The following is a 26318-nucleotide window of genomic DNA, read 5'->3' as shown; positions in this document are numbered from 1 at the left end:
TCAGTCTTCCACCGCCAGCAGATACAATTGGCGCAGCGCATCGATGGGCTTGACCTCGCCTTCATGCTCCACATGCCAGAACGTCCAGCCGTTGCACGAAGGCGCGCCCTGCAGCTTGGCGCCAAGGCCGTGGATCGAGCCAATCTCGGCATCCGCCTGCAGCGAACCATCGGCGCGGACGGTCGCGGTGAAGCGCCCCTTCTTTGCTGTCAGGCGCGTACCCGGCGTAAGATAGCCACTTTCCACCAGCGCGCCGAACGCAACCTTGGGCGCGGAGCGCTTAGACTGCATTGTGACAAGCGAGGACTCATCCAGCGGCAGTGCCAGCTCGATGCGCTCCAGAGCGACCTCGATGTAGTCGTCCTCGCGCTCGCAGCCGATCCAGTCACGGCCTAGGCGCTTGGCCACAGCACCTGTCGTGCCGGTGCCGAAGAATGGATCGAGCACCACGTCGCCCTTGTTCGTCGTCGCCAGCATCACGCGATAGAGCAGCGCCTCGGGCTTCTGCGTGGGGTGCGCCTTGGTGCCGTTGCGGCGGAGGCGTTCGGGGCCGGAGCAGATCGGCAGCACCCAGTCCGAACGCATCTGCAGCTCGTCGTTCAGCGTCTTCATCGCGCGATAGTTGAAGGTGTACTTCGACTTCTCGCTCTTCGACGCCCAGATCAGCGTCTCGTGCGCATTGGTAAAGCGCGTGCCCTTGAAGTTGGGCATCGGGTTGGCCTTGCGCCAGATGATGTCGTTGAGGATCCAGAAGCCCAGGTCCTGCAGGATCGTGCCGACGCGGAAGATGTTGTGGTAGCTGCCGATCACCCAGATCGAGCCATCGGGCTTGAGCAACCGGCGGGCCTCGGTCAGCCACTCGCGGGTGAACTGGTCATAGACGGCGAAGCTGGAGAACTTGTCCCAGTCGTTGGTCACTGCATCGACATGGCTGCCATCGGGCCGCGCGAGATCGCCACCCAGCTGCAGGTTGTAGGGCGGATCGGCAAAGATCATGTCGATCGAGGCATCGGGCAGCTTGCGCATTTCCGAAATGCAGTCACCACGCAGGATCTGGTTCACCGGCAACGCAACATCCGCCTTCAGCACCTTCGCCGGTGCCGCGCGCAGAGCCTTCGCCCGTTCCTTGACTGCAACTGCCATATCTAGTCCCTGACCCCTTGTGGATAAGGGCACCGTTTGAGTCATCACGGACTCGCCGTCAAGCCGCGACTCGCCAGATTCCGGCGAGTCGCGCGGGGTTCGGGATGAGAACGAAACGAGTCTATTTCGACATGTTGAGTCTCGTGATGCCACCCGGACTCAACATCTAGTGGTGTGCCTGTACGGACTCACCGGCAAATTTTTTCGTCAAAGCAGCTGCAATTGCGCCACCGGAGCGAAACTGCGCCGGTGCAGCGGGGTCGGCCCATGCTCGCGCAGTGCCGCCAGATGCTCGGGCGTACCGTAACCCGCATTGCGCTCCCATCCGTAATGCGGATGCGCCAGCGCAGCTTCGCGCATGATCCGGTCGCGATGCTCCTTGGCGATGATCGAGGCCGCCGAGATGCACGGCTCCAGCGCATCCCCTCCAACGATCGGTCGCGCGGGCCAGCACCACTCCGGTCGTCGGCCGTGCGGTGTCAGGTTTCCATCCACCAGCACCTCGCCCACACCCTCGTCTTTCGCGAACTGTTCGCACAGCGCCTGCACGGCAAGCGTCATTGCCAGCATCGTCGCGCCGAAGATGTTGAGCCGGTCGATCTCCTCGGGCTCGACCACGCCCACCGCCCAGCGGCAGCGCCGCTTGATCTTCTCTTCCAGCTCCGCCCGGCGCGCCGCGCTCAGTTTCTTGGAGTCATCCAGCCCCGAAGGTCGCGGCTTGCACAGCACCACCGCCGCCGCCACCACCGGCCCGGCCAAAGGCCCGCGCCCCGCCTCGTCCACGCCGATGGTGACCATGGACGAAAAGGAGGTGGCACAACTGGCGTTCACAGGCATTGTGGGCTGCATGACGAATCCGATCCTGCGCTCGCTATCGCCTCTCGCCCTGCTCCTCGCAAGCTGTTCCGCCCAAGGAGCCGATCCGGACGAGGCGGGGCTAGCGGTGACCGACGTCGCCACTTTCGACGAGCCCTGGGCGATGACCTTCCTGCCCGGCACCAATCAGGCGCTGATCACCGAAAAGAAGGGCAAGCTCAAGCTCTGGACCGAAGGCACCGAAAAGACCATCGACGTCTCGGGCACACCCACGGTCGACTATGGCGGACAGGGTGGCTTCGGCGATGTCGTCGCCGCGCCCGATTTTGCGCAGAGCGGCATGGTCTATCTCAGCTGGGCCGAAGCGGGCCAGAACGACACGCGCGGCGCGGTCGTTGCACGGGCCAGACTGGTCATGGGCGATGCCCCCCGCCTCGAAGGCCTAAGCGTGATCTGGCGGCAGTTTCCCAAGGTCACCGGGCGCGGCCACTATTCGCACCGCATCGCTTTCTCGCCCGACGGCAAATACCTGTTCATCTCCTCGGGCGAGCGGCAGAAATTCACCCCTGCCCAAGACCTGAACGCAAACCTCGGCAAGGTCATCCGCCTGCTGCCTGACGGCACCCCTGCCCCCGGCAACCCGTTCGAAAGCAAGGGCGGCGTTTCGGCGCAGGTCTGGTCCTACGGCCACCGCAACCTGCTCGGCCTCACCTTCTCGCCCGATGGCCGTTTGTGGGACATCGAGCACGGTCCTGCTGGCGGTGACGAGATCAACCACGTCGAACCGGCCAAGAACTACGGCTGGCCGCTGGTGTCGGACGGCGATCACTACGACGGCAAGCCGATCCCCCGCAACAAGACCCGCCCCGACCTCGCCCAGCCCGCCATCAGCTGGAACCCTGTCATCGCGCCGGGCGACATGATCTTCTACACCGGCAAGGCCTTCCCCAAGTGGCAAGGCCAGGCCCTGATCGCTGCATTAGGTGCAGGCGGCATCGTCCGCGTGAAGATCGACGGCGAGAAAGCCACCGAACTCGAACGCATAGACCTCGGCAACCGCATCCGCGAGATCGAGCAAGCGCCGGACGGGACTGTGTACGTGTTGGAGGATGGTGAGGGAGCGAAGTTGCGGCATGTGGTGCCGAAGTCCTAGAACCCCCGCGACCACCGCACCGCAAACCCGCCATCATCTGCCGCACCGGCAAAATGCCCCGGCTCCTTGCGGAAGAACACGCTGGCCGAGGCATCGCCGCCCCACAACGCTGTCGCCCACATCAGTTCGGCATCAAGCTCGCGGCCTCTTGGCGCCAACGACAGGGGCGTCCGGGAGAACTCTGCGCGTTGCGTGGCATAGTCCCACACCACTGGCAGGTTCAGTTGCAGCCCGCCCCTCTCGATCCGCATCGGCTGGGCGAGCCGGAACGCCAACCTGTCGCCATCGCGAAACACATCGCGGTGGGAGACATCGAAAGACCACGACGAAGAGACCAGTCTTGACCCCGAAAGCACCACGGCCCCGGTGTCCAGACGCGAAAGACCGAGGTTGCCCGACGCTCCGATCGTGATGTTTCGTGCCGGTCTCCAATCGATGGCGGTTGACACTGTCGCGGTTGTTGCACCGCCTCCTCCCAGCGCATCGGCAAACCGCGCACCAAGCACCGTGTTGTCTTCCCGCATCAGGTCGAGGCCGAAGCGCCAGCCAAAGGCGCGCTGCGCTCCACCGTCGATCATCAAACCGACCCGGCGCAGCCAGTCCGTCCGACGCTCGCGCAAGGGATCGTTGCGCAACAGGACGCTGCGCTCACCGGAAATCGTCAGACCCACACTGCCAAGGCCCAGGCCATCCAGTCGATACCGCGTGGCCAGTGCGGTCTCGGGACGTGCAAGAACGCCATCGTTCATGCCCGCCACGACGAACGGCAGGTTATCGCGCCCTTGCAGCTGCGAAACCAGATTGTCCGCAGCTATCCTCCATCCGACCGCAAGATCGAGCGACCGGCCAAGACGCGCGACGGCGGACGTCGCCAGAACCCGCGCGCGTTCCCCCTCGACCGCTGCCAATCGCAATGGCACCACACCGAAACGACGGTCCACGGAGAATGCCATCGACACTCCCGGTGCCCCGATGGTGACTGGACGTTGCTCCCCTGCAAGCGCCTCATAAAGCGGCAGGCGCTGGCGTGAAACCCGAAGGCCCATAGCAAGATCAAGACTGTAGGCCCGGCCGTAGCTATCCAGCATCACCGTGCCGAGCGATGCCCCGGTCAGTGCATCGCCCATCGCCCCGCTGCTCGTGCCAGAAAGGCTGTCGAGCGACACCGCCACCTGCGTGCCCGCAAGCCCTGTCGATCCCTGCGGCGAAAAGGTCCGCGCAATGTCGAGAATGCCGCGCCCATATGTCGCATCCGTCCCCGCCGGCCCTGCATCGCGCGCGGTGCGCAGCAGCAGGTCCACGATCTGCGTTCCGGTCAGGTTCGGAAAGGCCTGAGCCAGCAAAGCCACCGCGCCCGAAACCTGCGGCGCGGCAAAGCTCGTCCCGTTGACGACGGTCACGAACGTCCCTTGCGCATTGGTCGTCGTCTTGATCGTGCTGCCCTCATAGACGCAGCAGATTTCCTCGCCCTGTGCCATCAGCACCGATGCCGCAGACGCGCCCGCCTTGTTGCTGAAGTCCGAGGCAAGACCGCTCGAATTAACCGAGCCAACCACGATCACATTGCTGCTGCCCGCCTGCAGCACCGACACGGCAAAAGGATCGGGATTGTTGGGATCGACCGCCGGGTCCGTACTCTTGCCCTCGTTCCCTGCCGAAACGATCACGACCACGCCCGCCGATGCTGCCCTGCCCACGGCAGCCCGCAAGGTCGCGTTGCCTGGATCGCCGCCCAGCGAAAGATTGATCACCCGCGCTCCCGCGCCCACCGCCGCGTCGATGCCTGCAGCGATGTTCTCGTCCGAGAATGTGCAGCCATCGCTCCCGGTGCAGCTGCCCGGCGTATCGGCCCGCAACATCTGCACCGTCGCGTTCCACGCGATGCCCATCATCCCCGAATTGTTGCGCGCAGCGGCAGCCGTCAGGGCAACCTGCGTGCCATGGTCGTCATCCGCATTAAACAGCCCCCGCGTGCCTGCCACGTCGCGCGAGGCCGACGAGATGCGCCCGGCGAACTCGGTATTGGCGGTATTGATGCCGGAATCGACGATTGCAATGGTCGTCCCCGCGCCGTTCGCCCCGGCCTGCCAGGCCGTTACCGCTCCGTGAAGCGAAGGTCCGTCTGACCGCCGGAACTCGGCCGTATCGAAACTGGTCGCACTGGGCGTTGGCGTCGGCACCGGTGCGGGGGTCGGAGTTGGAGTTGGAGTTGGAGTGGGCGCAGGCACTGGTGTCGGCGTACTCGAAACACCTCCACCGCCCCCACACCCTGTCAGCACAACGGAAAGCGACACTATCGCGGCATGACCAACCCAGCGAATTCTCGACATCACCGCACCTTGGCTTCGGTAGCTTTGCTCAAGTCTTGCTGATAACCCCGCCATCGTAAATGCCGAATGACACAAGTCCGGACTGGAATACGCAAATGCCCTTCGACCCCCAAATCGTCGATTGCTGGATCTTCGATCTCGACAACACGCTTTACCCGCCCTCCACCCGCCTGTTCGATCAGATCGACCTGCGCATGGGCCTGTTCATCCAGCAACTGCTCGGCTGTGACGAGATCGAGGCGCGGCGCGTCCAGAAGCTCTACTTCCACGATCACGGCACCACGCTGTCGGGCCTGATGCACTACCACTCGACCGACCCGCACGAGTTCCTCGGCTTCGTCCACGATATCGACATGGCACCCCTGGCTGCCGCCCCGCGCCTTTCCGAAAGGCTCGCCGCCCTGCCCGGCCGCAAGATACTCTTCACCAACGGCGACGATGCCTATGCTGCCAAGGTGCTGGCCGCGCTGGATCTTTCAGACAGCTTCGATGGCATGTGGGACATCCATGCAATGGCCTACAAACCCAAGCCCGAGCCTTCGGCCTACACCAGCATGGTCGAAGCCTTCGGCATCACGCCCGAAGCCTCCGTGTTCGTCGAAGACATGGCCCGCAACCTCGCCCCCGCCAAGGCGCTCGGCATGCAGACGGTCTGGCTCGACCTTGCGACGGACTGGGGCGATCGCGCCAAGGACGACGCCGCGATTGACGTGGTCACCGACGACGTGGTCGCGTGGCTCGATCATACGATTGCAAGCCTTGCCGATCAGGCATCGCTGGGCTAGTCGCCACGCAATTTTGTTCCATACCGATCCCGCACGGAGAAACGCCATGACTGAACAGCTGCAGGCTGCCATCGAAGCCGCCTGGGAAGACCGCGCCAATGTCACCCCGGCCAGCGATGTCGTGCGCGAGGTGGTCGAGGCCGCGCTCGAACTGCTCGACAGCGGCAAGGCCCGCGCCGCAGAGAAGGTGGACGGAGAATGGCGCGTCAACCAGTGGCTCAAGAAGGCCGTGCTGCTCTCGTTCCGTCTGAACGACAATGCCGTGATCGAGGCCGGTTCGGGCGGCGCTCCTGCCTTCGACAAGGTGCCTTCGAAATTCGCCGGCTGGGACGATGCCCGGTTCCGCGATGCAGGTTTCCGGGTCGTCCCCGGTGCCGTCGCACGCAAGGGCGCGCACATCGCCAAGGGCGTCGTCCTGATGCCGAGCTTCGTCAACATCGGCGCCTTCGTCGATGAAGGTACGATGGTCGATACCTGGGCCACCGTCGGCTCCTGCGCCCAAATCGGCAAGAACGTCCACATCTCGGGCGGTGCCGGCATTGGCGGCGTGCTCGAACCGCTGCAGGCAGGCCCGGTCATCATTGAGGACGGCGCTTTCATCGGCGCGCGTTCGGAAGTGGCCGAGGGCGTGATCGTCGGCGAAGGCGCAGTGCTGTCGATGGGCGTGTACCTCGGCGCTTCGACCAAGATCGTCGACCGCGCGACCGGCGAGGTCCACATCGGTCGCGTGCCGCCCTACGCCGTAGTCGTCCCGGGTGCGATGCCCGGCAAGCCGCTGCCAGACGGCACCCCCGGCCCCTCGCTTTACTGCGCTGTGATCGTCAAGACGGTCGACGCGCAGACCCGCAGCAAGACCGGAATCAACGAACTGCTGCGCGACTGATCGAGACCTGAGAACATCTGATCCGGTCCTGTCCATCTGGGCAGGACCGGAACGAGGCGCGTCCCTGCGCGTAGAGTCGGCAAGCACGGTTCTACCGAAGGAGAAACGCCATGGAACGTCACGGCGAAGAGACGCATATCACCACCGAGGAAGCTCGTGGTGGCACCGGCCTCAACGTGATGCGCTGGGTCCTGCTGATCAGCCTGCTCTTGGCGATCGGCGCATTGACGATGATCTGGGTGACAGGGGCACTTACCACGCCCCAATAGAAGTCTGCCCACTGAAGCCTTGTGGATGGATATGACGGTCGGCTGGAAACTCGATGCCCAATGCCGCGAGGATCTGCTGGCCGTCTATCCGCCGCGCTATGCCCGTACCGTCGCCGATCACGTCACCCTGTCGGTATCCGGCACGGAAGCTCCGCAGCCTGTCGAGGAAGCATTCATCATCGGCCATGCAGACGATGGATCGGGCGTGGAAGCCTTCATTGTCGCCATTGCAGGATCGACTGCGCGCCCGGACGGCGGAACCTGGCACGTCACCTGGTCGCTCGCCGAAGGGCGTGCCGCGCGGGAAAGCAATGACGTGATCGCCCAGGGAGATTGGACCTCTGTCCCGGCCACCGCCCTTTCCCTTCATCCTGCGCTCTGGTGATTGACACGCCCCGGCCCGGCGGCAATCGTCCGGCAATGTCCGCCGCTCAAGACCTCATCGCCCAGCTAGACCTGTCGCCCCATCCCGAGGGTGGCTGGTATCGCGAAACATGGCGCGCTCCTGCCGCTGCGGGTGCACGCCCTTCCAGCACGGCCATCCTCTTTCTGCTCGGCACTGGCGATCGCTCCCACTGGCATACGGTTGACGCGGACGAAATCTGGATCTGGCAAGGCGGAGATCCCGTTGCCCTGCAAATCTCGCCAGACGCCGGCACAGCTTCCCGGACCATCATTCTGGGCCCTGAGAGCAGCCACAGCTTGCAGGCAGTCGTCCCGACAGGCCAATGGCAGGCAGCATCCCCTGTCGAGGGGCCGCACGGCTACGCTCTCGTGTCCTGCGTTGTCGCCCCCGGCTTTGATTTCTCGGGCTTCGTTCTGGCCCCACCGGGGTGGGAGCCTGGCGCATGACCCGCTCGGTCCTGCGCTGGGTGCTTGCCCTGTTCTACTTTGCGGCGGGCGTAATCCATATCGTCGCACCTGCCCCCTTCCTCACAATCATGCCCGCGTGGGTGCCTGCTCCCGAAGCCACCGTGCTGTGGACCGGCATCGCCGAACTTCTCGGGGCCATCGGTCTCGCCCAGCCCTTTTCCGCCCCGTTGCGCCGCGCCGCCGCTGTCGGGCTCGCCGCCTATGCGGTCTGCGTCTTCCCCGCAAATATCCACCATTTCGCGCTCGATATGGCCAAGGTCGATCACGGTGCGGGTCTTGCCTATCACGTGCCTCGCATGTTCGCGCAGCCGCTGCTGGTGTGGCTGGCATTGTGGACAGGCGGCGTCACCGATTGGCCATGGAAAAAGCGAGCCAGCTGACCCCATGCTCCTGTCCGATCCTGCAACGCTTGCCGCCTGCGTCGCGGCCGTCATCCTCGTCGGCATGGCCAAAGGCGGCTTCTCGGGCCTCGGCGCGCTCGGCACGCCGGTTGCCGCACTGGTCCTACCTCCGTCGACAGCCGCAGCAATCCTCCTGCCCATCCTGATCGTGCAGGACGTTGTCAGCGTGTGGTCGTTCCGCCATGCCTGGGACCGCTGGATCGTCGCCTGGATGCTGCCCGGCGCGTTCCTTGGTGTCGCGGCAGGATGGGCCATCGCGGCGAGCATTGACGAAAAGGCGCTGATGGGCGTGCTCGGCGGCATCACCCTGCTGTTCGGCGCCTACCGCCTCTGGGTCGAACGCGGCAACCGTGTCGTAGCAGCGTCCACTTCACCCGGTTGGGTCGGAGCGCTTTTCGGTGTGGCGACGGGATTCACCAGCCAGGTCGCCCACGCTGGTGGCCCTCCGTTCCAGATGTGGGTCACGCCGCGCAAGCTGCCGCACCTCACATATGCCGGAACCAACGCGATCCTCTTTGCCGCGATTAACTGTCTCAAGGTGCCGAGCTACATTCTGCTGGGTGCATTCACCCACGAAGTCGTGATAACGGCCGCACTGCTTGTCCCGCTGGCGATCGCCACCACGCTGGTCTCGGTTCGCGTGGTCAAGGTCCTGCGCCCGGAACGTTTCTACACGATAATCTATCTGCTCATGGTCCTGCTCGGCGGAAAGCTGATCCTCGATTCCCTGTAGGACTGGTCAATCCCTGCGCGACCTGCCACGGCAATCAGCAAAGGAGATGATCATGAGCGACGACGATTACGTCTATGACGAAGACAGCGGCGAATGGATGCCCGCATCCGAACTGGCCGCCAAGCGCACTGCCGAGAGCACTGTCGAAGTCCGCGATGCGGTTGGCAACATCCTCGCCGATGGCGATCAGGTGACGCTGATCAAGGATCTCGAGGTCAAGGGCGCTGGCCAGACGCTCAAGCAGGGCACGCTTATCAAGTCGATCCGCCTGACCGGCGATCCACAGGAGATCGACTGCAAGTACCCCGGCATCAAAGGCCTTGTCCTGCGCGCAGAGTTTGTCCGCAAGCGCTGATTCCCGCACATCGATTGTGCACTGCCAGACGCCAATCCGACTCAAACATCAGCGCATGACTACGTATGTTTGGGCAGGCCGGAATCCGGCACAGCAAATCATCATATTGAATCTAAACCGAAAGAGTGACGATTGCAAAACATGCAACCAGGGCTCCGGCAAATACAATTGCGGCGCTGCACACGATTTGTATGCTGCAACGCAACAAGATAAGGGTGCTGCTGAAGGCAATCTTTCCTTATCTTCCAGGAGACATTGCCATGTTCAAGACTATCCTAGCCGCCGCCGCTGCCGTGCTCGTCGCCACCCCCGTGTTCGCTGCCGAACCTGAAACCGGCTCGTTCACCTATCAGGGCGTGAAGTACGACTACACCGCCGAACAGCAGGGCGACGTCAAGGTTCTCAAGGGTGCTGCCTATGCCGGCAAGGTGCCTTTCGAACTGAAGGTCACCAAGCGCTCGGTCACCGGCCGCTTCAACGGTCGCCCGGTCGCCTTCGACGTCAAGGACGTCAAGAAGATCACGAGCAAGGCCGCTGCCAGCAACGATTGACTGCCCCGCAACACGGGACTGCCCACCAATCTGGCTCGTAAGGGCCAGTTGGCGAGCAGCGCCTCACCCGTGAACCGCGCCAGCTTCGCGCTGAACCGGTAGTCTCGAAAAGGGCGCTTCCCTCGCGGAGGCGCCCTTTTTCGCGTCGCTAACGCTGCAATAAGGATTTCCACTTAAACTCCTTGGCGGACATTGAGGGAGGACAGGATGTTTGCCATTGCACGCGCCGTTGCGCGCCGCCCGTTGCCAGCGCTCTGCGTGGTCGGGGTAATCGGATTTCTTGCATTCGGGCAGACGCCCGAGAAAAAGCCCACTGACCCGTGGGGTTCTGCCCCTGCGGCGGCCGAAGCTGACGCCACGGCGAAGGACTCTGTGCTGGCCAAGGCCGTCGACAGCGCTGCCGACTACGTCGAAAAGGCCGACAGCACCGGGACGGTAGCCAAAGTCCGCGGCACGGTGGAAACTACCGCCAGCGGCCTGGACAACTCCGCAAACGAAGTGGCCAAAGCCACCGGGAACTGATCCGCGAGCTCCGGCTTTCCTCTGCATGACGGGGGAACGTCGGAGACTACGCGATGGAGCCGAACAGGATTGCAGCGCTGTTGCTCGTCGCAGGCGGCGCGATTGGTCTGGCCTGCGCCAACCTTGTGCCAACCCGTGCGGTATCGGCTCCTGCATCGTATCCTTCGGCCTCGGCCGACGACTATCCCGAGATTACCGCTGTCTCGTACGAGAACATCCCCGTCCCGGTCGCGCCAATCATCCGCCGCGGGCCCATGCAGCTTGCATCGTGGGAGAAGCCCTGGCTCGAACCGCCACCGCTCCCGCCTGAAACAGCTTACCCTCGTGCCGAAGACGACGATGCGAACACAGACCTGTCGCCTGCGGACGACCTCGATCAGTATGAAGACGCTGAACTGGTCGACGAGCCTGTGGAAATGGCGATCACCCTCGCGGGCCACCCATGACGCGCACATCGAGCCCGCTTCCGACAGCCTTGGCATCATGCGTCGCGATGACTTCCTCAAGTCTGGTCGCAATCGCGTCATCATCAGCGCTACCATCCACAGGGTAACGCGCGATCACCATGCCATCGGCAACGCTGGTCACGCAGATGTAGCGAATGGTCGAGCGGGCAGCCAGCTCGTCAAGATCCACGCCGTCGGCAAGCCGCCACGATTTGCCCCCATGCGACCGGATCGGACGCAGGCAATGCCGACAGATCGAATGCAGGGCACCATCTTCCTCGCGCGACCTTTGCGCGACCGGCAAATGAATGCGCGTGTACCAGCATTGCGTCAGCGTATTCGATGTGGCGGGGCGGATGAGCATGCCACCACCATGACCGTTCATGGTTGGTAACCCGTCAAATGCGCCTTACGCAAAAGAACGAGGGGCCTAGGTCAGGCCAGCGTAACGAAAATCTCCGCCACCAGCACCCACAGCCCACCCGACTGCCGCCATTTGGCCGCAAATGTTCCGGACGCAAGTTCGGTTTCCGTTCCCTCGATAATGCCACGCCAGCGCCCATGCTCCATGGCAATCGGCTCGACGGGAGAGGCAACGACCGTTTCGGTGCTGCGGGTGTAGATGGTTCGTGGCCGAGCGCTAAATTCGCGCTTCCAGGCCTGAAGCTGGGCCTTGCGCCCGGCAATCACCGCACTGTCCGTACCGGTGACAAGGACCGCATGGGGGCTGAGGATCTGCCCGATAACGGGAAGGTCCGCCTCTGCCAGCGCGCGGTTGAAAGCGGCGCGGCGGAGGCGGACCTGAAGTTCGGCGTCAGTGACTTTTGTCATTCCAGTGCAATGGCAGATGCCATGCGATCTGGAAACCGTTCAGCCGACTGAAGCCTTGCAATCCGTACCGATCAATCAGGCCGAAGCGAGATTGACAGCCGAAGCCTTGCCATTGCGGCCGGTTTCGACTTCGTAGCTAAGGCGCTGGTCCTTATCGAGGCTCGACATGCCGGCAGCCTGAACGGCCGAGATGTGAACGAAGCTGTCCGCGCCGCCGTTGTCAGGCTGGATGAAGCCATAGCCCTTTTCGGTGTTGAAAAACTTTACGGTGCCTACTGGCATGGGATGTCCTTTCAGGAACGATTGTTGCCCGGCAGCGAAAGTGCAGCCGGGCCGTGCGTCAAAATCGTCAATTGAAAGGAAATCGTCGTCGAAGGCCTCGCCTTGGCCGAAGCGCCAGCGTGGTAGTCAATACCGAAGTCCGTCGCAAAATTCGACGTCAGCGGTGCTCTTGTAGCACCCCGGTCCTGCTTTGGCGAACGTAATCGGATGGTGGCCCTCGTGGCGTCCCGAAGCTATGGCACCTGCATGAGCGAAGAGCCCCCCGAAACGCCGCACATTCTGGTTGATGGCGATGCCTGCCCGGTGAAGGAAGAAATCTACAAGGTCGCCTACCGCCGCAACGTTGCGGTGACGGTCGTCAGCAATTCCCCGTTCCGCGTCCCCGTCCATCCGCTCGTCCGCCGCGTCGTCGTCAGCGACGGGTTTGACGCAGCCGATGACTGGATTGCCGAGGCAGCCGGTCCAAAGACCGTCGTCATCACCGCCGACATCCTGCTCGCAGACCGCAGCCTCAAGGCAGGAGCAACGGTCCTTTCTCCTGCAGGCAAGCCCTTCACCACCAGTTCCATCGGCAGCCAGATTGCAACCCGGGCGATCATGGCCGACCTGCGCGCCGGAGGAGACATCATCGGCGGCCCCGCCCCTTTTTCGAAGACAGACCGCTCCCGCTTCCTCTCTGCTCTGGACGAAGCGCTGGCCCGCCTCGCACGTTAAAGTTCGCTATTGCTCTCCAATGCGCCTAGCCCGGACGCCGGGCTACCGCCCGAATGGAGAACGATAATGGCGAAGAGCCAGAAAAAGTCGAACCGCGAGGCTCGCAAACCCAAGGCCGAAAAGCCCAAGAAACTCAACGCCTCCAACCCGTCGCAAAAGCCCGGCGTGGTCGCAGGCCTCGACAACATCAGGAACACCTGACGGACAGGTGGGCTCCATAGGGAGCCCACCGTTCCCTCTACTCAGCGGCAGCGCACGTTGCTGCGGTTGTCGCGGTTGTTGCGATTGCCACTGTCAATGGCAGCACCGATCGCCGCCCCGCCTATTGCACCGATGATCGCGCCGAGCGGCTTGCTGTCGCCCTCTGCGATGAGCGCACCAGCGGCCGCGCCACCCAGACCGCCGATGATCAACCCGGTCGAACCGTCCGAGCGACGGCAATAGTACCGTCCGTCGCGCCCTCGATAGACCCGGTCATCGTAGGAAAGCTGGCGCTCGCGATAGCGCCCGTTCTCGCGGTAGTACCGATCCGCCTCATACCGGCCATAGCGCGGGTCAGGGTTGTTGTAGTCGTACCGCCCATAGCGGTCGGAATACCCGCGATCGTAATAGCCCCACTCGTCCGAACCGTCGGCATATCCCGGCCGGTCATAATAGCCATTGCTCGTGCAAGCCCCGGTCAGCGTCGCCGCTGCCAGAGCCGAAATCATGAGGGCCTTTTTCATTGCGCGTTCCCATGTGCTGAAAGGCACGATGAGCCGCGCCATGTCATGATGGCAATCGTCTCGCGCGGGGGATGTTCCCGCCTGCTCTGCGAGCGCAGCGACCTTGCTCGTCCGCAGGGTGTGCAATAACATTGCGCCCGATGGCATTCTTGTCTTTCCGCACCCGCCTCCGCGCGTTCCAGACCATGCGCTGCGATCCCCCAGACCCGGGCTTCATCGCCGATCTCGAATTCCTGGAGAATCGCGATCTTGATCTCTCGGTGCGGCTGGGTGCGATGCTCGGATTCAACGCCTTGCTTATCACCATCGGCACTCATCCGATTTCGGCCAGCCCTGGCGCACCCCTCTCGCTTGATGCGCCCAGCCAGCCCGGCTTCGTTCTGGCGAACCTTGCCGCGCTGATGCCGCTCGTGATCTCATGCGCGCTGGCCCTGCGCGCGATGCTTCTAGGCGAAGAGTTCGACGCCGATGGGCTGGAAGGAGATACGGCGCTCCGCCAGCGCCTCTTTGCCACCTTCGTGCGTTCGATCGATGCCCAGGCGCGGCTGCTCTATCACGCCGTACGCTGGACACTTGCAGGCGGCGTGCTCAACCTGGTGCTGTGGGCGGCGATCCTCTACGCCAAGATGCACTGAAGCCGGATCGCACGAGGCGATCCGGCTTCAGGGGGGTGATGACCGGCGCAGACAACCGCGCCGGCATAATCAATCGTGCTCACGCCCGCCTGCGCCGATGTAGAGCTCGCGGCCCATCTCGTCGTACTTCGCGCTCATGGCCTTCATGCCAGCTTCGGCCTCGGCCTCGTCGGCAGCAACGAACGTCTCGATCGGCTGGTTCTGTTTGGCGGCGAATTCGCGCACTTCCTGGCTGATCTTCATCGAGCAGAACTTCGGCCCGCACATCGAGCAGAAATGCGCGGACTTGGCGCCTTCGGCCGGAAGTGTCTGATCGTGGTACTGCTCGGCGGTATCGGGATCGAGCGAGAGGTTGAACTGATCGCGCCAGCGGAACTCGAAGCGCGCCTTGCTCAGCGCATCATCGCGCACCTGCGCTGCCGGGTGCCCCTTGGCAAGGTCGGCCGCATGGGCCGCCAGCTTGTAGGTCACCACGCCGACCTTCACGTCATCGCGATCGGGCAAGCCAAGGTGCTCCTTGGGCGTGACGTAGCAAAGCATCGCCGTGCCGTACCAGCCGATCTGCGCCGCACCGATGCCGCTGGTGATGTGGTCGTAGCCCGGCGCGATGTCGGTCACGAGCGGCCCGAGCGTGTAGAACGGTGCTTCGCCGCAGGCCTCGAGCTGCTTGGTCATGTTCTCCTTGATCTTGTGCATCGGCACGTGGCCGGGGCCTTCGATCATCACCTGGACGTCCTGTGCCCACGCCCGCTTGGTCAGCTCGCCCAGCGTGTAGAGTTCGGCGAATTGCGCTTCGTCGTTGGCGTCGTAGATCGAGCCGGGACGCAGGCCATCGCCCAGCGAATAGGCCACGTCATAGGCCTTCATGATCTCGGTGATCTCGTCGAACCGTTCATAGAGGAACGATTCCTTGTGATGCGCCAGGCACCACTTGGCCATGATCGACCCGCCACGGCTGACGATCCCGGTCATGCGCTTGGCGGCAAGCGGAATGTAGGGCAGCCGCACGCCCGCATGGATCGTGAAGTAGTCCACGCCCTGCTCGGCCTGTTCGATCAGCGTATCGCGGAACACTTCCCAGGTCAGGTCTTCGGCCACGCCGCCAACCTTTTCCAGCGCCTGATAGATCGGCACCGTGCCGATCGGCACCGGCGAGTTGCGCAGGATCCATTCGCGCGTGTCGTGGATGTTGCGACCCGTCGATAGGTCCATCACGGTGTCAGCGCCCCAGCGGATCGACCAGACCATCTTGTCGACTTCGCTGGCAACGTCCGATGCCACCGCCGAGTTGCCGATATTGGCGTTGATCTTCACCAGGAAATTGCGCCCGATCGCCATCGGCTCGCTCTCGGGGTGGTTGATGTTCGAAGGAATGATCGCGCGGCCGCGCGCCACTTCGTCGCGCACGAACTCGGGCGTCACGTAATCGGGGATCGAGGCGCCCCAGTCCTGTCCGTCACGGATCAGCGCTTCCTTGGCCTGCTTGCGACCAAGGTTCTCGCGGATCGCAACGTATTCCATCTCGGGCGTGATGATACCCTTGCGCGCATAATGCATCTGGCTGACGTTCTGTCCGGACTTGGCGCGCAGCGGACGCTTCACCACGTTGGGGAACGCAGGCACCCCGGCAGAGCGATCCGGACCCTTCAAGCCATTGTCTTCGGGCTTCGTTTCGCGCCCGTCGTATTCCTCCACGTCACCGCGCGCCAGGATCCAGTCACGGCGCAGCTTGGGCAGACCCGCGGCAATGTCGATTGCCACGCGCGTATCGGTGTAGGGACCCGACGTGTCATAGACCCGCACCGGCGGCTCGCCGCTCGAAGGCTCGAGCGAAATCTCGCGCATCGCCACGCGCACGTCCGGGAAGCGCAGGCTTTCGACATGGATCTTGCGGCTGCCACGGATCGGCCCGGTGGTAACGCCGATTTCCAGCTTGGAGTTGATGTCGGCCATTGAAGCGCTCCTCTGGTGGACGGTCCGGGAGCGCGTGTGCCGTAGCCGAGGCCTGCGGCACTGCCCTTCCCTCCGCCCGTGCTAACGGGTTCAGGTTCGACGGGTCGGGCTGCGTGACCAGCCCCTCTCAGCCACACTGGCTCCCCGGGGTATGACGTTCTTTTAGAGCGGTATTCGGCAATGGGCAACCGGCTACGACATCCGCTTCCCGTTCTTCGACAATCCCGCGCTCACCGCTGATGCCGACAACCGCCCTCCGCCGCTGTTCAAGCGCATCATGAAGCCTGAAGTGCCCGACCTCTTCTACGTCGGCCTCGCCCAACCGCTGCCGACGTTGGTCAACTTCGCCGAACAACAGTCCAAGCTCGTCGCCGCCTACCTCGCAGGGACATATGCTCCATCGCCGTCCACCGAAATGCACCGCGTGATCGCAAAGGAGGAAGCCTACTATACCGGCCAATACTACGCCGCCCGCAGCCACACGATCCAGCTCGATTTCGATCACTACAAGCGTGCTCTGGCAAAGGAACTCGCCAAGGGAGCCAAGCGCGCCAGGGCAAAGGCAGGCGCTGCCCGGTCCCAGCCACGCTGATCACCTCGCAACCGCACCTGGCACATCGAGGTCCGCTCTTCTGCGCCCCTTTGCATCCCACGCGAGGCAAGGTCGGCTAAGCGACGACAGCAGAGCGCCAGCTGGTGTGAAGTCTCCAGCCGCTTCCCTCGGCCAGATCTCATCTTCCGTCCCACCCATCGTGGTTCCGCTTGCACCCGCTGGCGGTGAAGTCATCGCAAAGAGATGATTGTTCGCAATTCTGATGTGCTCATTCGGCGCCCCTCTCCAGGTCACACTTGGTGCGACGTTATTGGCAAACAGGCAGTAATCGTCGATCTCCATCCCGTCTTCTGTCCTGAAGGCCCAGGCCTGCGTCATCGAGTTGTGGGCGAATACGAGATGGGACTTCCGCCCGGATCGCGCGATCTGGCTCGCGATGTAGTCCTTGCGACTATACTGACCGAAGACCTTCTTGGCTGCGAAGCTGTTGTTGACGAACACGAAATCCCGGGCCTGTGCGGGTGATGAAACAAAGAAGCATTGCCCCACAAACTCACGCACGACGTTGTCGGTGACGATGACATTTTCCTCGATGCCCTCGAAGAGATGCTGCCAGAAGTCCGCATGCAGATCGAGCATGGTAACAACTTGCAGAGTGACGCCTTTCACGTTCGTCGGCCCGAATGCGGTCCCTTTCATACCGTTCAACGAACACATCGTCGCCCTGCGGGTGTTGTTCTGAAGCGAGGCGGCAAAGCCGGGAATCCCGTTGAGCCAGTCCACCACCGCCGAACAAGGTGTGATGCGACCAGCAGCCTTGGTGACCTCAAACGTGCTCACCACCGCATCGTTGACGCGGGCCGTAAAAGTCCGCGTGGCCGCATCCGAGTAATCGGAAAGTTCGATCGTCGCGGATGCCGCTTCGCCGCTGTAGGAAACGGTGAAAGCAGGTACGTCCTTTGCCCAAACCGCGCATTGATCGAAATTCTCGACCAGATTGCCGATCACACACCGCGCATCGGTGAAGGCATCGCCAAGTCCGTCGGATAGCCTACACCCACGCGCCAGGCTCGCGCCAACTGCCATGTTCGGCAGACTGCTGATGTCACACTCGGTAAACCAGGGATTGTTGCGGGCGACGCCATAAGGCTTGGGTCCAAGCGTTTCCGGATTGCAGTATGCCGACCCGCCGCTCACCATGATCGTCATGCCATCGAACCAGTGCTGGTTACCCCGGCCCTCCTGGTGGATGATCTCCATATCGCGATGGTCGATGGTGATGTTGCGTCCGCGGAAGTGCAATCCGTCGTAACCCGTTCGCGGCGCGCCGGGAACGTACGATGTAGCCTTGATCGTGACAGGAACGCTCGCCTCGATCGTCGCATAGCCCCTGGCGCTGGTGTAGCGTGTTCCTATGGCCTCCAGCGTGTAATCGTCACGCTGTTCTACCAGCAGGATGCGTGGCCGGTGAGCCCCCTTGCTGGCGGCGTAAGCAAGCGCGTTCCGGATGGAACTGTACCGCGATCCCGCGATCTCCGGTTGCGACGGAGCAATCGTCACCTCAAGATCATGCAAATTCTGCGATGGCATGAACAGGTAGGGGCCCATGACCCGGTTCTGCATTGTCGCGTCGCGTGGAATGGCCTCGAAGAACAGATTGGCATCACCATGCCTGCCATCGTGCTTCAACCGTACCCACCACCCCAGATACTTGACCGGTCGGCCATTCGCATCGTCGAACGTTTGGTACGAAGGCTGACCGATCTCGACCTTGTTGCCTTCATAATGAACGATGACCGACCGGATTCCGAGATTCTCCAGCATCGAGCCGCCATCATTGGCAAATGCGGATACGCCGACCAGCACGCTGTCCGTATAAGCCTGGTTCGGCGGAACAATCAGGCGCATGGCTGGCTTGGCAGTCAGCCGTACCGGATCTGTCGGCGCGGACGCAAAACCCGATCCGGCAGTGCCGGTCCAGCCCTGTGCAGGCCAGAGCCCGTCGATGCTCGCTGCAGACTGCGTTGCAATCGCCTGCGGTTGCTGCGTCGGTGTCGGAGTAGGCAGCAGGACCGGAGTGTTGCCGCTCGTACCGCCGCCGCCACATGCGGACAGCATCACGGTCATCGAAACCCCGGTCAGAAACGACCTCCGACTGAAATTCTTGTCAACCGTGGGAAGTGAACGACTATGAACAAGGCGATCAAACACAAATTGCAATCCCGCAACACCCTGAAAACACAAGGCGAATGCAGTGATTTGCTGACGGTTTGATAGATCGTTTTTGCTCTAAGTATATGTCTTATAAAGTAATATTTGGGATCACAGCGGGATGCGGAGAAATTTCTTTCAGATCGCTTAATACCGCGAGACGTTCGCAGTTATTTTTACAAGGAAAGTTTCAGTGCCGTAAGCATACGGAGATTTCTGCAGTGACCCGCGCCTGAACGCCCCTTGTGCTCACCGCAGCGCTTCCGTCATAAAAATGACAGGCAGTAGAAATCCCCCACGCCGCCGCATCGGTACGAAGCGAATCATTCGCTGCCGCGACCACGGAATCCTCTAGGAAACGCCTGCAGCCCCAATGCCGCCGCACTGAAACGCGTCCAGGGTCAGGAGCCACGACGCCGTCTCGCGCAAGAGACATCCGATGAACCAAAGGCTCACCAACATTACCCCCGATAACGCCGCCTTTGCCAGAGCGGTACGTTGCTCCTACTCCGCCGCCTCCGCCAGCGGCGCATCCCGCCGTACCCCATCATAGACGAACTCCTGCCCGTCCAGATCGATCGCCGGAAACGCCTCGCGCTCCAGCCAGTAGTTCTGGTTGTGCCGCCAGACGTCGTTGGACCCGCGCCGTGGCAGCTTGTCCATGTCGCGCATCAAGTAGCCGGGATTGAAGTTGTCCTCCTCGATCCACGGCAGCACCTCCATGCCGGCGTCCTCGTCGCGGAAAGCCACTTCCACCTTCTTCGCACCGCGCGCATCCATGTGGTTGAGCAGGTGACAGACGAAATCGGCCATCATGTCCACGCGCAGGGTCCAGCTTGCCCGGAAGTAGCCGAAGACCCAGGCCATGTTGGGAACGCCGGTGAACATCATGCCGCGATAGGTCACCGTCTCGCCCCAGTTGACCGCCTGGCCGTCCACTTCGAACGGAATGTCGCCCAGAACCTTCAGCCGGAATCCGGTGCAGGCCATGATGATGTCCGCCTCGATCAGTTCGCCCGAACTCGTCAGCACGCCCTTGTCGGTGAACCGGTCGATCGTGTCGGTCACCACCGAGGCGTTCCCCGCCACGACATGCTTGAACAAATCGCCGTCCGGCAGTTGCGCAAGCCGCTGCTGCCACACGCGATAGCGCGGGGTGAAGTGCGGTTCGAACTGGAAATCCTCGCCAACATAGCCGCGGATCAGCGCGCGCAGGTCCTCGGCCATGGCCTCGGGCTCTTCCCGGCTGCGGCGGTCCATTTCGTAGAAGTTGTGGATGTAGTCCTGCCGAACCACCCGGTGGATGGTGGGCTCGTCGATCCCGATCGTGCGCAGCCGCTCGGCCAGTTCGCTGACGTTGGGTGCGCAGTAGAACCATGTGGGCGAGCGTTGCAGCATCGTCACCTTGGCGCCCTGATCGCACAGCGCCGGGACCACCGTCGCCGCCGTCGCCCCCGATCCGATCACCAGAACGCGCTTGCCCGCAACGTCGGTCGCCGGGTCCCATAGCTGGGCGTGGACGAACAGGCCCTTGAAGTCCTGCGTACCCTGCCACTCCTTGGGAATGTAGGGCACCTGATGGTCGTAGTAGCCCTGGCACATCCACAGGAACCCGGCGGTGAAGGTGACTGTCGCGCCGTCCTTCGTCCGCGCCTCGAGCGTCCAGCGTTTCGTCCTGCTGTCAAACTTTGCGCTCGTGATCGTGTGGCCATAGCGGATGTGCCGGTCGATCCCGCCTTCCTCGATCACCTCGCCCATGTAGTCGAGGATCGCCTGCCCGCTGGCGATCGGCGTGCCGACCCAGGGCTTGAAGCGATAGCCAAAGGTATAGAGGTCGGAGTCCGAACGCACGCCGGGATACTTGTGCGTTTCCCACGTGCCGCCAAAGGTGTCCTTGGCCTCGATGATCGCATAAGTCTTGCCCGGACACTGCTCCTGCAGGTGCCATGCCGAGCCTATCCCGGATATGCCTGCGCCGACGATCAAAACGTCAAAGTCGCCGCCCGATGCTGCCTGTTCGCTCATCATGCCTCTCCATGGTCTGACGCCATATGCGGCCGTTTTCGGCTCGTCCTGGAAAGTGACATTGATCGGTATCAACTTGCAACCGGGTGCGCCCTTTCATGAGGCGTTCGGTCAAGAAAATGAAACGCTTGGGGCATGCGTGCTCAACTGCCAGCCTGCCACTCCCGCACCGCATCCAGCGGCCATGCCAGCATCAGCACGTTGAGCGCCAGATTGTCGCGGATCATCGCCAGCGTGAACAACTCAAAGGCAATCGCCACTGCCACCGTCACCATCGCCGGCGCCCTGCTCGCAAATACGAAGCCCAGCGCCATGAAGGCCATGTCGCAGAACGAGTTCAGCACGCTGTCGCCCGAATAGCCCCACGAGATCGTCACCGCGCGGTAGCGGTCGATGATGATTGGCGAGTTCTCGAGAATCTCCCACGATCCTTCGACCAGCACCGCCAGCGCCAGCGCCCATGTCGGCGAGATCGCCTTGAACCCCGCCCGCTGCCACAACAGATGCGCCGCGCCATAGAACAGGAAGCCGTGGATCACGTGGCTGAAGCTGTACCAGTCGGAGATCTGCTGGCTGTTCTCGGCCGATTCGACCACGCCCTGCCACAGCCGGATCGTCCCGCACGGGCAGATCGGCGGACGGTGCATCCCCAGCAGGATCACCACGATCCCCAGCGCCACGCCCAGCGCCGCAATCGCGCCTGCCCTGCCCGGTCGTAGTGAGACCCCAGCCGCCATCCTGAAACTCCCCCTCAAGTCCATGCCCTTTCTGACGGGTGAACCTGACAGTCACAAGCCCATGGTTGCACCGGCAACTGCATGGCCCTAAGCGCTTGTCCCATGAAAGTGCGGCACTGTGACATCGCGATCCTTGGTGGCGGCCTTGCAGGCGGCCTCGTCGCACTGGCGCTGCGCCGCGCTCATCCCGAACTCTCGCTGCTGCTGGTCGAACAGGGCGAGGAGATCGGCGGCAACCATGTCTGGTCGTTCTTCGGCACCGATGTCGGCAAGGCCGGGCGCGAATTGCTCGACGGCATGGTCATCGCCGCCTGGCCGGAATACACCGTCCACTTCCCCCGCTTCGAACGTCGGCTGAAGACCAGCTACTACTCGATCAATTCCGCCCGGTTCGACAGGATCGTGCGCGAACGCCTCGGCGATGATGCGATTCTCACGGGCGTACGCGCGCTCGCCTGCAGTTCCACCAACGTTACCCTTTCCAACGGCACCCGGATCGAGGCTGGCGCGGTGATCGACGCGCGCGGCTTGCGCAGCGTCTCGGACCTCACCGGCGGCTGGCAGAAGTTCGTCGGCCGCCGCTTCCGCCTCTCCGCCCCGCACGGTCTCGACGCCCCCATCGTCAAGGACGCCACGGTCGAGCAGATCGACGGCTATCGCTTCGTCTATTCGCTCCCCTTCGCAGCCGACGAGATCTTCGTCGAGGACACCTACTATTCCGATGGCCCCGCCCTTGATGCCGACGCTATCCGCGCCCGCATCGATGCCTATGTCGCCGCCAAGGGCTGGCTGGTCGCCGAAGTGCTCGAGGAAGAACAAGGCGTCCTTCCGGTCGTCGCGGGCGGCGATTTTGCCGCGTTCTGGCGCGCCAGCGGCGGCCCTGTCGCCCGCGCAGGCGTGCGCGCCGGGCTGTTCCAGGCCGTCACCAGCTATTCGCTGCCCGAGGCCGTGAAGTACGCGCTCGCCCTCGCCCGCCAGCAGGATCTTTCCGGCGAAGCCCTCGCCCGGTTCAGCGAAGACTGGTCGCGCAAGCACTGGGCCCACTCTGCCTACCTTCGCCAGCTTTCCGCCCTGCTGTTTGCAGGCGCTGAGCCGGACAAGCGCTACCGCGTGCTCGAACGCTTCTACAGCCTCAGTCACGGGCTGATCGAGCGGTTCTACGCCGGCAAGAGCACTGTTTTCGACAAGGCCCGCATCCTTGCTGGCAAGCCACCGCTGCCAATTACCCGCGCGCTGGGCGTATTGACCGGGCTGGGCGCCCGCCCCCAACCCCTCTCGCATTCAGGAAACTCACGATGAAGCGCGCTTGCGTAATCGGCTCCGGCTTCGGCGGTCTTGCCCTCGCCATCCGCCTCCAATCGGGCGGCATCCAAACCACCGTGATCGAAGCGCGCGACAAGCCCGGCGGCCGCGCGTATCACTGGGTCAAGGACGGCTTCACCTTCGACGCGGGCCCCACCGTTGTCACCGATCCCGCCTGCTTCGAAGAACTCTGGGCGCTCTCAGGCCACCACATGGCCGAAGACGTCGAACTCATGCCGGTAACGCCGTTCTACCGCCTCAACTGGCCCGACGGCACCAACTTCGACTATTCGAACGACGAAGCCCAGCTCCGCGCCGAGATCGCCAAGCTCAATCCGGCCGACGTCGCCGGGTATGACGAGTTTCTGCGATATTCCGCCGGCGTCTATGAGGAAGGCTACGTCAAGCTCGGCTCGGTGCCGTTCCTCGATTTCGCCAGCATGATCAAGGCCGCCCCAGCCCTTGCCCGCTATCAGGCATGGCGCTCGGTCTATTCGATGGTCTCAAGCTACGTGAAGGACGAGCGCCTGCGCCAGGCGTTCAGCTTCCATACCCTGCTCGTCGGCGGCAATCCGATGAACACCAGCGCGATCTACGCCCTGATCCACAAGCTGGAAAAGGACGGCGGCGTCTGGTGGACCAAGGGCGGCACCAACAAGCTGATCGAAGGCATGCTGACCCACTTCCAGCGCCTCGGCGGTGAAGTGCGGATCGGCGATCCGGTCACCCACATCGAAACGCTCGGCACGCGGGTAACCGGCGTCACCACCAAAAGCGGCTGGTCGGCCAAGTTCGATGCGGTCGCCTCGAACGGTGACATCATCCATTCCTACCGCGATCTGATGCCTGACAATCCACATGCACAACGCCGTGCAAAGTCTCTTGCTAAAAAGAAATTTTCGCCCGGCCTGTTCGTCGTGCATTTCGGCGTGGAGGGCACCTGGCCCGGCATCCCGCACCACATGATCCTGTTCGGCCCGCGCTACAAGGGCCTGCTGGATGACATCTACAAGCACGGCGTCCTGCCGGAAGACTTCTCGATCTATCTCCACCACCCGACCGTGACCGACCCGTCCGTGGCGCCTGAAGGCATGAGCACGTTCTACGCGCTCGTCCCCGTCGCCAACATGGGCAAGCTCCCGGTCGATTGGGACGAGATCGGCCCGATCCTCGAAAAGCGGGTGCTGGACGAAGTCGGCCGTCGCCTGATCCCGGACATCCATTCGCGTATCGTAACGAAGTTCCACTACGCCCCGGATGACTTCAAGGCCGATCTCTCGGCCCACCTCGGCAGCGCCTTCAGCCTCGAACCGCTGCTCACGCAGAGCGCTTGGTTCCGCGCACACAACCGTGACGATACGATTTCGAACATGTATCTGGTCGGCGCCGGCACCCATCCCGGCGCTGGCCTGCCCGGCGTGGTCGGTTCGGCCAAGGCCACCGCGAAGCTGATGCTGGAGGATCTTGCTTGACCGGCCGCTCCCCGTTGAAGCGCCTCGCCGTCTATTGCGGCTCCGCCTCGCCTGCCGATACCCGTTACGTAACCCTCGCCCGTGAGATCGGCGCCGAACTCGCCCGGCGCGGCATCGGCGTCGTCTATGGCGGCGGCAAGCTCGGCCTCATGGGCGCGGTCGCCTATGGTGCGCTCGATGCCGGTGGCGAAGTCATCGGGGTAATCCCCGAGGCGCTGGTCAACAGCGAAGTCGCCAACCCGGACTGCACCGAACTCCACGTCGTCCCCGGCATGCACGAACGCAAGAAGGCCTTCACCGACCTCTCCGACGGCTTCCTCACCATCCCCGGCGGCGTCGGCACGATGGACGAGCTGTGGGAAGCGGTCAGCTGGGCACAGCTGGGCTATCACGCCAAGCCGGTGGGCCTGCTCAACGCCTTCGGCTTCTACGATCACCTGCTGGCCTTCAACCGCCACATGATCGACGTCGGCTTCATCCGTGAGGCCCATGCCGGGATCATCATTGCCGAGCCCGACCTCGATCTGCTGCTGGCCCGGATGGAAGCCCACGTCCCGCACAAGCCGATCTTCGCGATGAAGGCGGACGATCTGTAACGGCATGCTCGATCGCAAGGCTCTCGTTAGTAACGCCCGCACATCGATCCTGAAGGGCTCGAAGAGCTTCGCCCTCGCCAGCCACCTGTTCGACCGCAAAACGCGCGAACGCGTCTGGCTGCTCTACGCCTGGTGCCGCCGCTGTGACGACATCGTCGACGCGCAAGACCACGGCGGCGCGCTCGGCGATCAGGCTGGAGCACACGAACGGCTTGCTCTGGTGCGCGAGAAGACCGCACTCGCCTTCGCAGGCAAAGCCAGCGGAGACCCGGCATTCGACGCCTTGGGCCTCGTCGCCCGCGAAACCGGCCTTACGCTCGACATGGCCCGCGCCGTGATTGACGGCTTCGCCCTCGACGCCGCCGAATGGCAGCCGCACAGCGAAGCCGATCTGATGCGCTACTGCTGGCACGTCGCAGGGGCCGTCGGCGTGATGATGGCCGTGGTCATGGGCGTCTCGCCCGATGACGAGGACACGCTCGACCGCGCCTGCGACCTCGGCCTCGCCTTCCAGCTCGCCAACATCGCCCGCGATATCGAGGAGGATGACGCCGCCGACCGTTGCTACATCCCGCTTGACTGGCTCTCCGAGGAAGACATCCCGCCCGGCGAGCAAATGAAACCGCACTACCGCCCCGCGCTCACTCGCCTGATCGCACGCATGTGCGAAACCGCCGAGATCCATGAGTGCTCCGCCCGCATCGGCGCGTCCCGGCTCAAGGGCCGCCAGCGCTGGGCCATCCTCGCTGCCGCTGGCATCTACGGCGAAATCGCCCGCGAAGTCGCCCGCCTTGGCGAGCACGCCTGGGACCACCGCACCGTCGTTAGTAACGCCCGCAAACTCGGCTTCGTCAGCAAGGCCGCATGGGCCGCGATGCGCCCGGTCCCGCGTTCCTGCATAGCCAAGGCGAGCATGCGCCGCTTCAACCGCGCAGACCTGATCGCGCTCGCCGCGCGCCAGCCTGCGGGTCATCCCTCCAACGCATAAGTCATATCGCTCTGCAGGTCCCTTGCTTCCCGCG

Annotated in this window: 31 protein-coding genes and 1 riboswitch; of the genes, 20 read left to right on the top strand and 11 right to left on the bottom strand. The window is 63.3% G+C overall.

The annotated features are described in order from the left end of the window. Both ACZ1JW_RS15000 and ACZ1JW_RS14995 read right to left on the bottom strand, forming a co-directional pair. Positions 1 to 1143, bottom strand: a complete 1143-nt coding sequence (locus ACZ1JW_RS15000) for a DNA methyltransferase (protein ID WP_465141160.1) — start codon at positions 1141 to 1143, stop codon at positions 1 to 3. Positions 1144 to 1350: 207 nt separating this feature from the next. Continuing rightward, positions 1351 to 1941, bottom strand: coding sequence for a ribonuclease HII (locus ACZ1JW_RS14995; RefSeq protein ID WP_465141159.1), 591 nt, complete (start codon positions 1939 to 1941; stop codon positions 1351 to 1353). 49 nt (positions 1942 to 1990) lie between these two features. Between ACZ1JW_RS14995 and ACZ1JW_RS14990 the strand changes: the two genes are divergently transcribed. Continuing rightward, positions 1991 to 3112 (top strand): PQQ-dependent sugar dehydrogenase, encoded by a 1122-nt coding sequence (locus ACZ1JW_RS14990; RefSeq protein ID WP_465141158.1) that lies wholly within the window; start codon positions 1991 to 1993, stop codon positions 3110 to 3112. Here the strand turns inward: ACZ1JW_RS14990 and ACZ1JW_RS14985 are convergent. After that, positions 3109 to 5292: a S8 family serine peptidase gene (locus ACZ1JW_RS14985; RefSeq protein WP_465141157.1), complete on the bottom strand. Its 2184-nt coding sequence runs from the start codon at positions 5290 to 5292 to the stop codon at positions 3109 to 3111. The two genes, ACZ1JW_RS14990 and ACZ1JW_RS14985, sit on opposite strands and share 4 nt — an antisense overlap. Positions 5293 to 5537: 245 nt before the next feature. Here ACZ1JW_RS14985 and ACZ1JW_RS14980 point away from each other — a divergent pair, with 245 nt between their 5' ends. The 11 genes from ACZ1JW_RS14980 (at position 5538) to ACZ1JW_RS14930 (ending at position 11260) form a co-directional block, all read left to right on the top strand. Further along, positions 5538 to 6227: a pyrimidine 5'-nucleotidase gene (locus tag ACZ1JW_RS14980; RefSeq protein WP_465141156.1), complete on the top strand. Its 690-nt coding sequence runs from the start codon at positions 5538 to 5540 to the stop codon at positions 6225 to 6227. 46 nt (positions 6228 to 6273) lie between these two features. Then, positions 6274 to 7110 carry a 2,3,4,5-tetrahydropyridine-2,6-dicarboxylate N-succinyltransferase gene (gene dapD / locus ACZ1JW_RS14975; RefSeq protein ID WP_465141155.1) on the top strand — a complete coding sequence of 279 codons (837 nt, stop codon included), beginning with the start codon at positions 6274 to 6276 and terminating at the stop codon, positions 7108 to 7110. 110 nt (positions 7111 to 7220) lie between these two features. Beyond that, complete coding sequence (locus ACZ1JW_RS14970; protein WP_465126003.1) at positions 7221 to 7379, top strand: hypothetical protein; 159 nt, start codon at positions 7221 to 7223, stop codon at positions 7377 to 7379. Positions 7380 to 7404: 25 nt separating this feature from the next. Further along, positions 7405 to 7764: a hypothetical protein gene (locus tag ACZ1JW_RS14965; protein WP_465141154.1), complete on the top strand. Its 360-nt coding sequence runs from the start codon at positions 7405 to 7407 to the stop codon at positions 7762 to 7764. A 35-nt stretch (positions 7765 to 7799) separates the two neighbouring features. Then, a complete protein-coding gene (locus tag ACZ1JW_RS14960; RefSeq protein ID WP_465141153.1) occupies positions 7800 to 8231 on the top strand; it encodes a cupin domain-containing protein in 432 nt (143 codons plus the stop codon). Further along, positions 8228 to 8632 carry a DoxX family protein gene (locus ACZ1JW_RS14955; protein WP_465141152.1) on the top strand — a complete coding sequence of 135 codons (405 nt, stop codon included), beginning with the start codon at positions 8228 to 8230 and terminating at the stop codon, positions 8630 to 8632. The genes ACZ1JW_RS14960 and ACZ1JW_RS14955 overlap by 4 nt, the downstream gene beginning before the upstream one ends. Before the next feature lie 4 nt (positions 8633 to 8636). Next, complete coding sequence (locus ACZ1JW_RS14950) at positions 8637 to 9386, top strand: sulfite exporter TauE/SafE family protein (protein WP_465141151.1); 750 nt, start codon at positions 8637 to 8639, stop codon at positions 9384 to 9386. A 52-nt stretch (positions 9387 to 9438) separates the two neighbouring features. Beyond that, the gene (locus tag ACZ1JW_RS14945; RefSeq protein WP_465126008.1) at positions 9439 to 9741 is read left to right on the top strand and encodes an alkylphosphonate utilization protein; all 303 of its coding nucleotides are present in this window, start codon (positions 9439 to 9441) and stop codon (positions 9739 to 9741) included. 260 nt (positions 9742 to 10001) lie between these two features. After that, positions 10002 to 10292 carry a hypothetical protein gene (locus ACZ1JW_RS14940; protein ID WP_465126009.1) on the top strand — a complete coding sequence of 97 codons (291 nt, stop codon included), beginning with the start codon at positions 10002 to 10004 and terminating at the stop codon, positions 10290 to 10292. Positions 10293 to 10499: 207 nt separating this feature from the next. Beyond that, complete coding sequence (locus tag ACZ1JW_RS14935; RefSeq protein ID WP_465126010.1) at positions 10500 to 10814, top strand: hypothetical protein; 315 nt, start codon at positions 10500 to 10502, stop codon at positions 10812 to 10814. Positions 10815 to 10867: 53 nt separating this feature from the next. After that, positions 10868 to 11260 (top strand): hypothetical protein, encoded by a 393-nt coding sequence (locus ACZ1JW_RS14930; protein WP_465141150.1) that lies wholly within the window; start codon positions 10868 to 10870, stop codon positions 11258 to 11260. Here ACZ1JW_RS14930 and ACZ1JW_RS14925 read toward each other — a convergent pair. The 3 genes from ACZ1JW_RS14925 to ACZ1JW_RS14915 form a co-directional block, all read right to left on the bottom strand. Beyond that, positions 11238 to 11645 (bottom strand): hypothetical protein, encoded by a 408-nt coding sequence (locus ACZ1JW_RS14925; protein WP_465141149.1) that lies wholly within the window; start codon positions 11643 to 11645, stop codon positions 11238 to 11240. The genes ACZ1JW_RS14930 and ACZ1JW_RS14925 overlap by 23 nt on opposite strands. A 50-nt stretch (positions 11646 to 11695) precedes the next feature. Then, positions 11696 to 12091, bottom strand: coding sequence for a YybH family protein (locus ACZ1JW_RS14920; protein ID WP_465141148.1), 396 nt, complete (start codon positions 12089 to 12091; stop codon positions 11696 to 11698). A gap of 75 nt (positions 12092 to 12166) precedes the next feature. Next, positions 12167 to 12373, bottom strand: a complete 207-nt coding sequence (locus tag ACZ1JW_RS14915; RefSeq protein ID WP_144906949.1) for a cold-shock protein — start codon at positions 12371 to 12373, stop codon at positions 12167 to 12169. Between the two features lie 246 nt (positions 12374 to 12619). Between ACZ1JW_RS14915 and ACZ1JW_RS14910 the strand changes: the two genes are divergently transcribed. Both ACZ1JW_RS14910 and ACZ1JW_RS14905 read left to right on the top strand, forming a co-directional pair. After that, complete coding sequence (locus ACZ1JW_RS14910; protein WP_465141147.1) at positions 12620 to 13087, top strand: YaiI/YqxD family protein; 468 nt, start codon at positions 12620 to 12622, stop codon at positions 13085 to 13087. A gap of 66 nt (positions 13088 to 13153) precedes the next feature. Beyond that, a complete protein-coding gene (locus tag ACZ1JW_RS14905; RefSeq protein ID WP_465126015.1) occupies positions 13154 to 13288 on the top strand; it encodes a hypothetical protein in 135 nt (44 codons plus the stop codon). A gap of 41 nt (positions 13289 to 13329) precedes the next feature. On the opposite strand, the gene ACZ1JW_RS14900 is transcribed toward ACZ1JW_RS14905, so the two are convergent. Next, positions 13330 to 13812 carry a glycine zipper 2TM domain-containing protein gene (locus ACZ1JW_RS14900; RefSeq protein ID WP_465141146.1) on the bottom strand — a complete coding sequence of 161 codons (483 nt, stop codon included), beginning with the start codon at positions 13810 to 13812 and terminating at the stop codon, positions 13330 to 13332. A 140-nt stretch (positions 13813 to 13952) separates the two neighbouring features. Between ACZ1JW_RS14900 and ACZ1JW_RS14895 the strand changes: the two genes are divergently transcribed. Further along, a complete protein-coding gene (locus ACZ1JW_RS14895; RefSeq protein WP_465126017.1) occupies positions 13953 to 14447 on the top strand; it encodes a hypothetical protein in 495 nt (164 codons plus the stop codon). Between the two features lie 69 nt (positions 14448 to 14516). On the opposite strand, the gene thiC is transcribed toward ACZ1JW_RS14895, so the two are convergent. Beyond that, positions 14517 to 16400 carry a phosphomethylpyrimidine synthase ThiC gene (gene thiC / locus ACZ1JW_RS14890; RefSeq protein ID WP_465141145.1) on the bottom strand — a complete coding sequence of 628 codons (1884 nt, stop codon included), beginning with the start codon at positions 16398 to 16400 and terminating at the stop codon, positions 14517 to 14519. Positions 16401 to 16449: 49 nt separating this feature from the next. After that, positions 16450 to 16557, bottom strand: a riboswitch (TPP riboswitch). A gap of 15 nt (positions 16558 to 16572) precedes the next feature. Between thiC and ACZ1JW_RS14885 the strand changes: the two genes are divergently transcribed. Then, positions 16573 to 16992 carry a hypothetical protein gene (locus ACZ1JW_RS14885; RefSeq protein ID WP_465126374.1) on the top strand — a complete coding sequence of 140 codons (420 nt, stop codon included), beginning with the start codon at positions 16573 to 16575 and terminating at the stop codon, positions 16990 to 16992. On the opposite strand, the gene ACZ1JW_RS14880 is transcribed toward ACZ1JW_RS14885, so the two are convergent. From ACZ1JW_RS14880 to ACZ1JW_RS14870, 3 genes are all read right to left on the bottom strand, one after another. Then, entirely contained in the window at positions 16993 to 19080 is a 2088-nt protein-coding gene (locus tag ACZ1JW_RS14880) for a hypothetical protein (protein ID WP_465141144.1), read from the bottom strand. A gap of 588 nt (positions 19081 to 19668) precedes the next feature. After that, positions 19669 to 21192: a flavin-containing monooxygenase gene (locus ACZ1JW_RS14875; protein ID WP_465141143.1), complete on the bottom strand. Its 1524-nt coding sequence runs from the start codon at positions 21190 to 21192 to the stop codon at positions 19669 to 19671. A 140-nt stretch (positions 21193 to 21332) separates the two neighbouring features. Continuing rightward, the gene (locus tag ACZ1JW_RS14870; RefSeq protein WP_465141142.1) at positions 21333 to 21926 is read right to left on the bottom strand and encodes a DUF2585 domain-containing protein; all 594 of its coding nucleotides are present in this window, start codon (positions 21924 to 21926) and stop codon (positions 21333 to 21335) included. A 102-nt stretch (positions 21927 to 22028) separates the two neighbouring features. On the opposite strand from ACZ1JW_RS14870, the gene crtY reads away from it, so the two are divergent. The 4 genes from crtY to ACZ1JW_RS14850 are packed head-to-tail and all read left to right on the top strand — an operon-like array spanning position 22029 to position 26284. Beyond that, positions 22029 to 23225: a lycopene beta-cyclase CrtY gene (crtY, locus tag ACZ1JW_RS14865; RefSeq protein ID WP_465141141.1), complete on the top strand. Its 1197-nt coding sequence runs from the start codon at positions 22029 to 22031 to the stop codon at positions 23223 to 23225. Next, complete coding sequence (locus ACZ1JW_RS14860) at positions 23222 to 24700, top strand: phytoene desaturase (RefSeq protein ID WP_465141140.1); 1479 nt, start codon at positions 23222 to 23224, stop codon at positions 24698 to 24700. The genes crtY and ACZ1JW_RS14860 overlap by 4 nt, the downstream gene beginning before the upstream one ends. Before the next feature lie 14 nt (positions 24701 to 24714). Further along, the gene (locus ACZ1JW_RS14855) at positions 24715 to 25296 is read left to right on the top strand and encodes an LOG family protein (protein ID WP_465142786.1); all 582 of its coding nucleotides are present in this window, start codon (positions 24715 to 24717) and stop codon (positions 25294 to 25296) included. 4 nt (positions 25297 to 25300) lie between these two features. Next, entirely contained in the window at positions 25301 to 26284 is a 984-nt protein-coding gene (locus tag ACZ1JW_RS14850; protein ID WP_465141139.1) for a phytoene/squalene synthase family protein, read from the top strand. Positions 26285 to 26318: the final 34 nt, after the last annotated feature.

The sequence above is a fragment of the Novosphingobium sp. BL-A-28-Hi1-0D genome, from assembly GCF_055521755.1.
This window is presented reverse-complemented; position numbering and strand designations above follow the sequence as displayed.

Coding starts and splice junctions, on each gene's coding strand:
- ACZ1JW_RS15000 (WP_465141160.1), bottom strand. CDS start 1,143: ATGGCAGTTGCAGTCAAGGAACGGGCGAAGGCTCTGCGCGCGGCACCG.
- ACZ1JW_RS14995 (WP_465141159.1), bottom strand. CDS start 1,941: ATGGTCACCATCGGCGTGGACGAGGCGGGGCGCGGGCCTTTGGCCGGG.
- ACZ1JW_RS14990 (WP_465141158.1), top strand. CDS start 1,991: ATGACGAATCCGATCCTGCGCTCGCTATCGCCTCTCGCCCTGCTCCTC.
- ACZ1JW_RS14980 (WP_465141156.1), top strand. CDS start 5,538: ATGCCCTTCGACCCCCAAATCGTCGATTGCTGGATCTTCGATCTCGAC.
- dapD (WP_465141155.1), top strand. CDS start 6,274: ATGACTGAACAGCTGCAGGCTGCCATCGAAGCCGCCTGGGAAGACCGC.
- ACZ1JW_RS14970 (WP_465126003.1), top strand. CDS start 7,221: ATGGAACGTCACGGCGAAGAGACGCATATCACCACCGAGGAAGCTCGT.
- ACZ1JW_RS14965 (WP_465141154.1), top strand. CDS start 7,405: ATGGATATGACGGTCGGCTGGAAACTCGATGCCCAATGCCGCGAGGAT.
- ACZ1JW_RS14960 (WP_465141153.1), top strand. CDS start 7,800: ATGTCCGCCGCTCAAGACCTCATCGCCCAGCTAGACCTGTCGCCCCAT.
- ACZ1JW_RS14955 (WP_465141152.1), top strand. CDS start 8,228: ATGACCCGCTCGGTCCTGCGCTGGGTGCTTGCCCTGTTCTACTTTGCG.
- ACZ1JW_RS14950 (WP_465141151.1), top strand. CDS start 8,637: ATGCTCCTGTCCGATCCTGCAACGCTTGCCGCCTGCGTCGCGGCCGTC.
- ACZ1JW_RS14945 (WP_465126008.1), top strand. CDS start 9,439: ATGAGCGACGACGATTACGTCTATGACGAAGACAGCGGCGAATGGATG.
- ACZ1JW_RS14940 (WP_465126009.1), top strand. CDS start 10,002: ATGTTCAAGACTATCCTAGCCGCCGCCGCTGCCGTGCTCGTCGCCACC.
- ACZ1JW_RS14935 (WP_465126010.1), top strand. CDS start 10,500: ATGTTTGCCATTGCACGCGCCGTTGCGCGCCGCCCGTTGCCAGCGCTC.
- ACZ1JW_RS14930 (WP_465141150.1), top strand. CDS start 10,868: ATGGAGCCGAACAGGATTGCAGCGCTGTTGCTCGTCGCAGGCGGCGCG.
- ACZ1JW_RS14925 (WP_465141149.1), bottom strand. CDS start 11,645: ATGAACGGTCATGGTGGTGGCATGCTCATCCGCCCCGCCACATCGAAT.
- ACZ1JW_RS14920 (WP_465141148.1), bottom strand. CDS start 12,091: ATGACAAAAGTCACTGACGCCGAACTTCAGGTCCGCCTCCGCCGCGCC.
- ACZ1JW_RS14915 (WP_144906949.1), bottom strand. CDS start 12,373: ATGCCAGTAGGCACCGTAAAGTTTTTCAACACCGAAAAGGGCTATGGC.
- ACZ1JW_RS14910 (WP_465141147.1), top strand. CDS start 12,620: ATGAGCGAAGAGCCCCCCGAAACGCCGCACATTCTGGTTGATGGCGAT.
- ACZ1JW_RS14905 (WP_465126015.1), top strand. CDS start 13,154: ATGGCGAAGAGCCAGAAAAAGTCGAACCGCGAGGCTCGCAAACCCAAG.
- ACZ1JW_RS14900 (WP_465141146.1), bottom strand. CDS start 13,812: ATGAAAAAGGCCCTCATGATTTCGGCTCTGGCAGCGGCGACGCTGACC.
- ACZ1JW_RS14895 (WP_465126017.1), top strand. CDS start 13,953: ATGGCATTCTTGTCTTTCCGCACCCGCCTCCGCGCGTTCCAGACCATG.
- thiC (WP_465141145.1), bottom strand. CDS start 16,400: ATGGCCGACATCAACTCCAAGCTGGAAATCGGCGTTACCACCGGGCCG.
- ACZ1JW_RS14880 (WP_465141144.1), bottom strand. CDS start 19,080: ATGACCGTGATGCTGTCCGCATGTGGCGGCGGCGGTACGAGCGGCAAC.
- ACZ1JW_RS14875 (WP_465141143.1), bottom strand. CDS start 21,192: ATGATGAGCGAACAGGCAGCATCGGGCGGCGACTTTGACGTTTTGATC.
- ACZ1JW_RS14870 (WP_465141142.1), bottom strand. CDS start 21,926: ATGGCGGCTGGGGTCTCACTACGACCGGGCAGGGCAGGCGCGATTGCG.
- crtY (WP_465141141.1), top strand. CDS start 22,029: ATGAAAGTGCGGCACTGTGACATCGCGATCCTTGGTGGCGGCCTTGCA.
- ACZ1JW_RS14860 (WP_465141140.1), top strand. CDS start 23,222: ATGAAGCGCGCTTGCGTAATCGGCTCCGGCTTCGGCGGTCTTGCCCTC.
- ACZ1JW_RS14850 (WP_465141139.1), top strand. CDS start 25,301: ATGCTCGATCGCAAGGCTCTCGTTAGTAACGCCCGCACATCGATCCTG.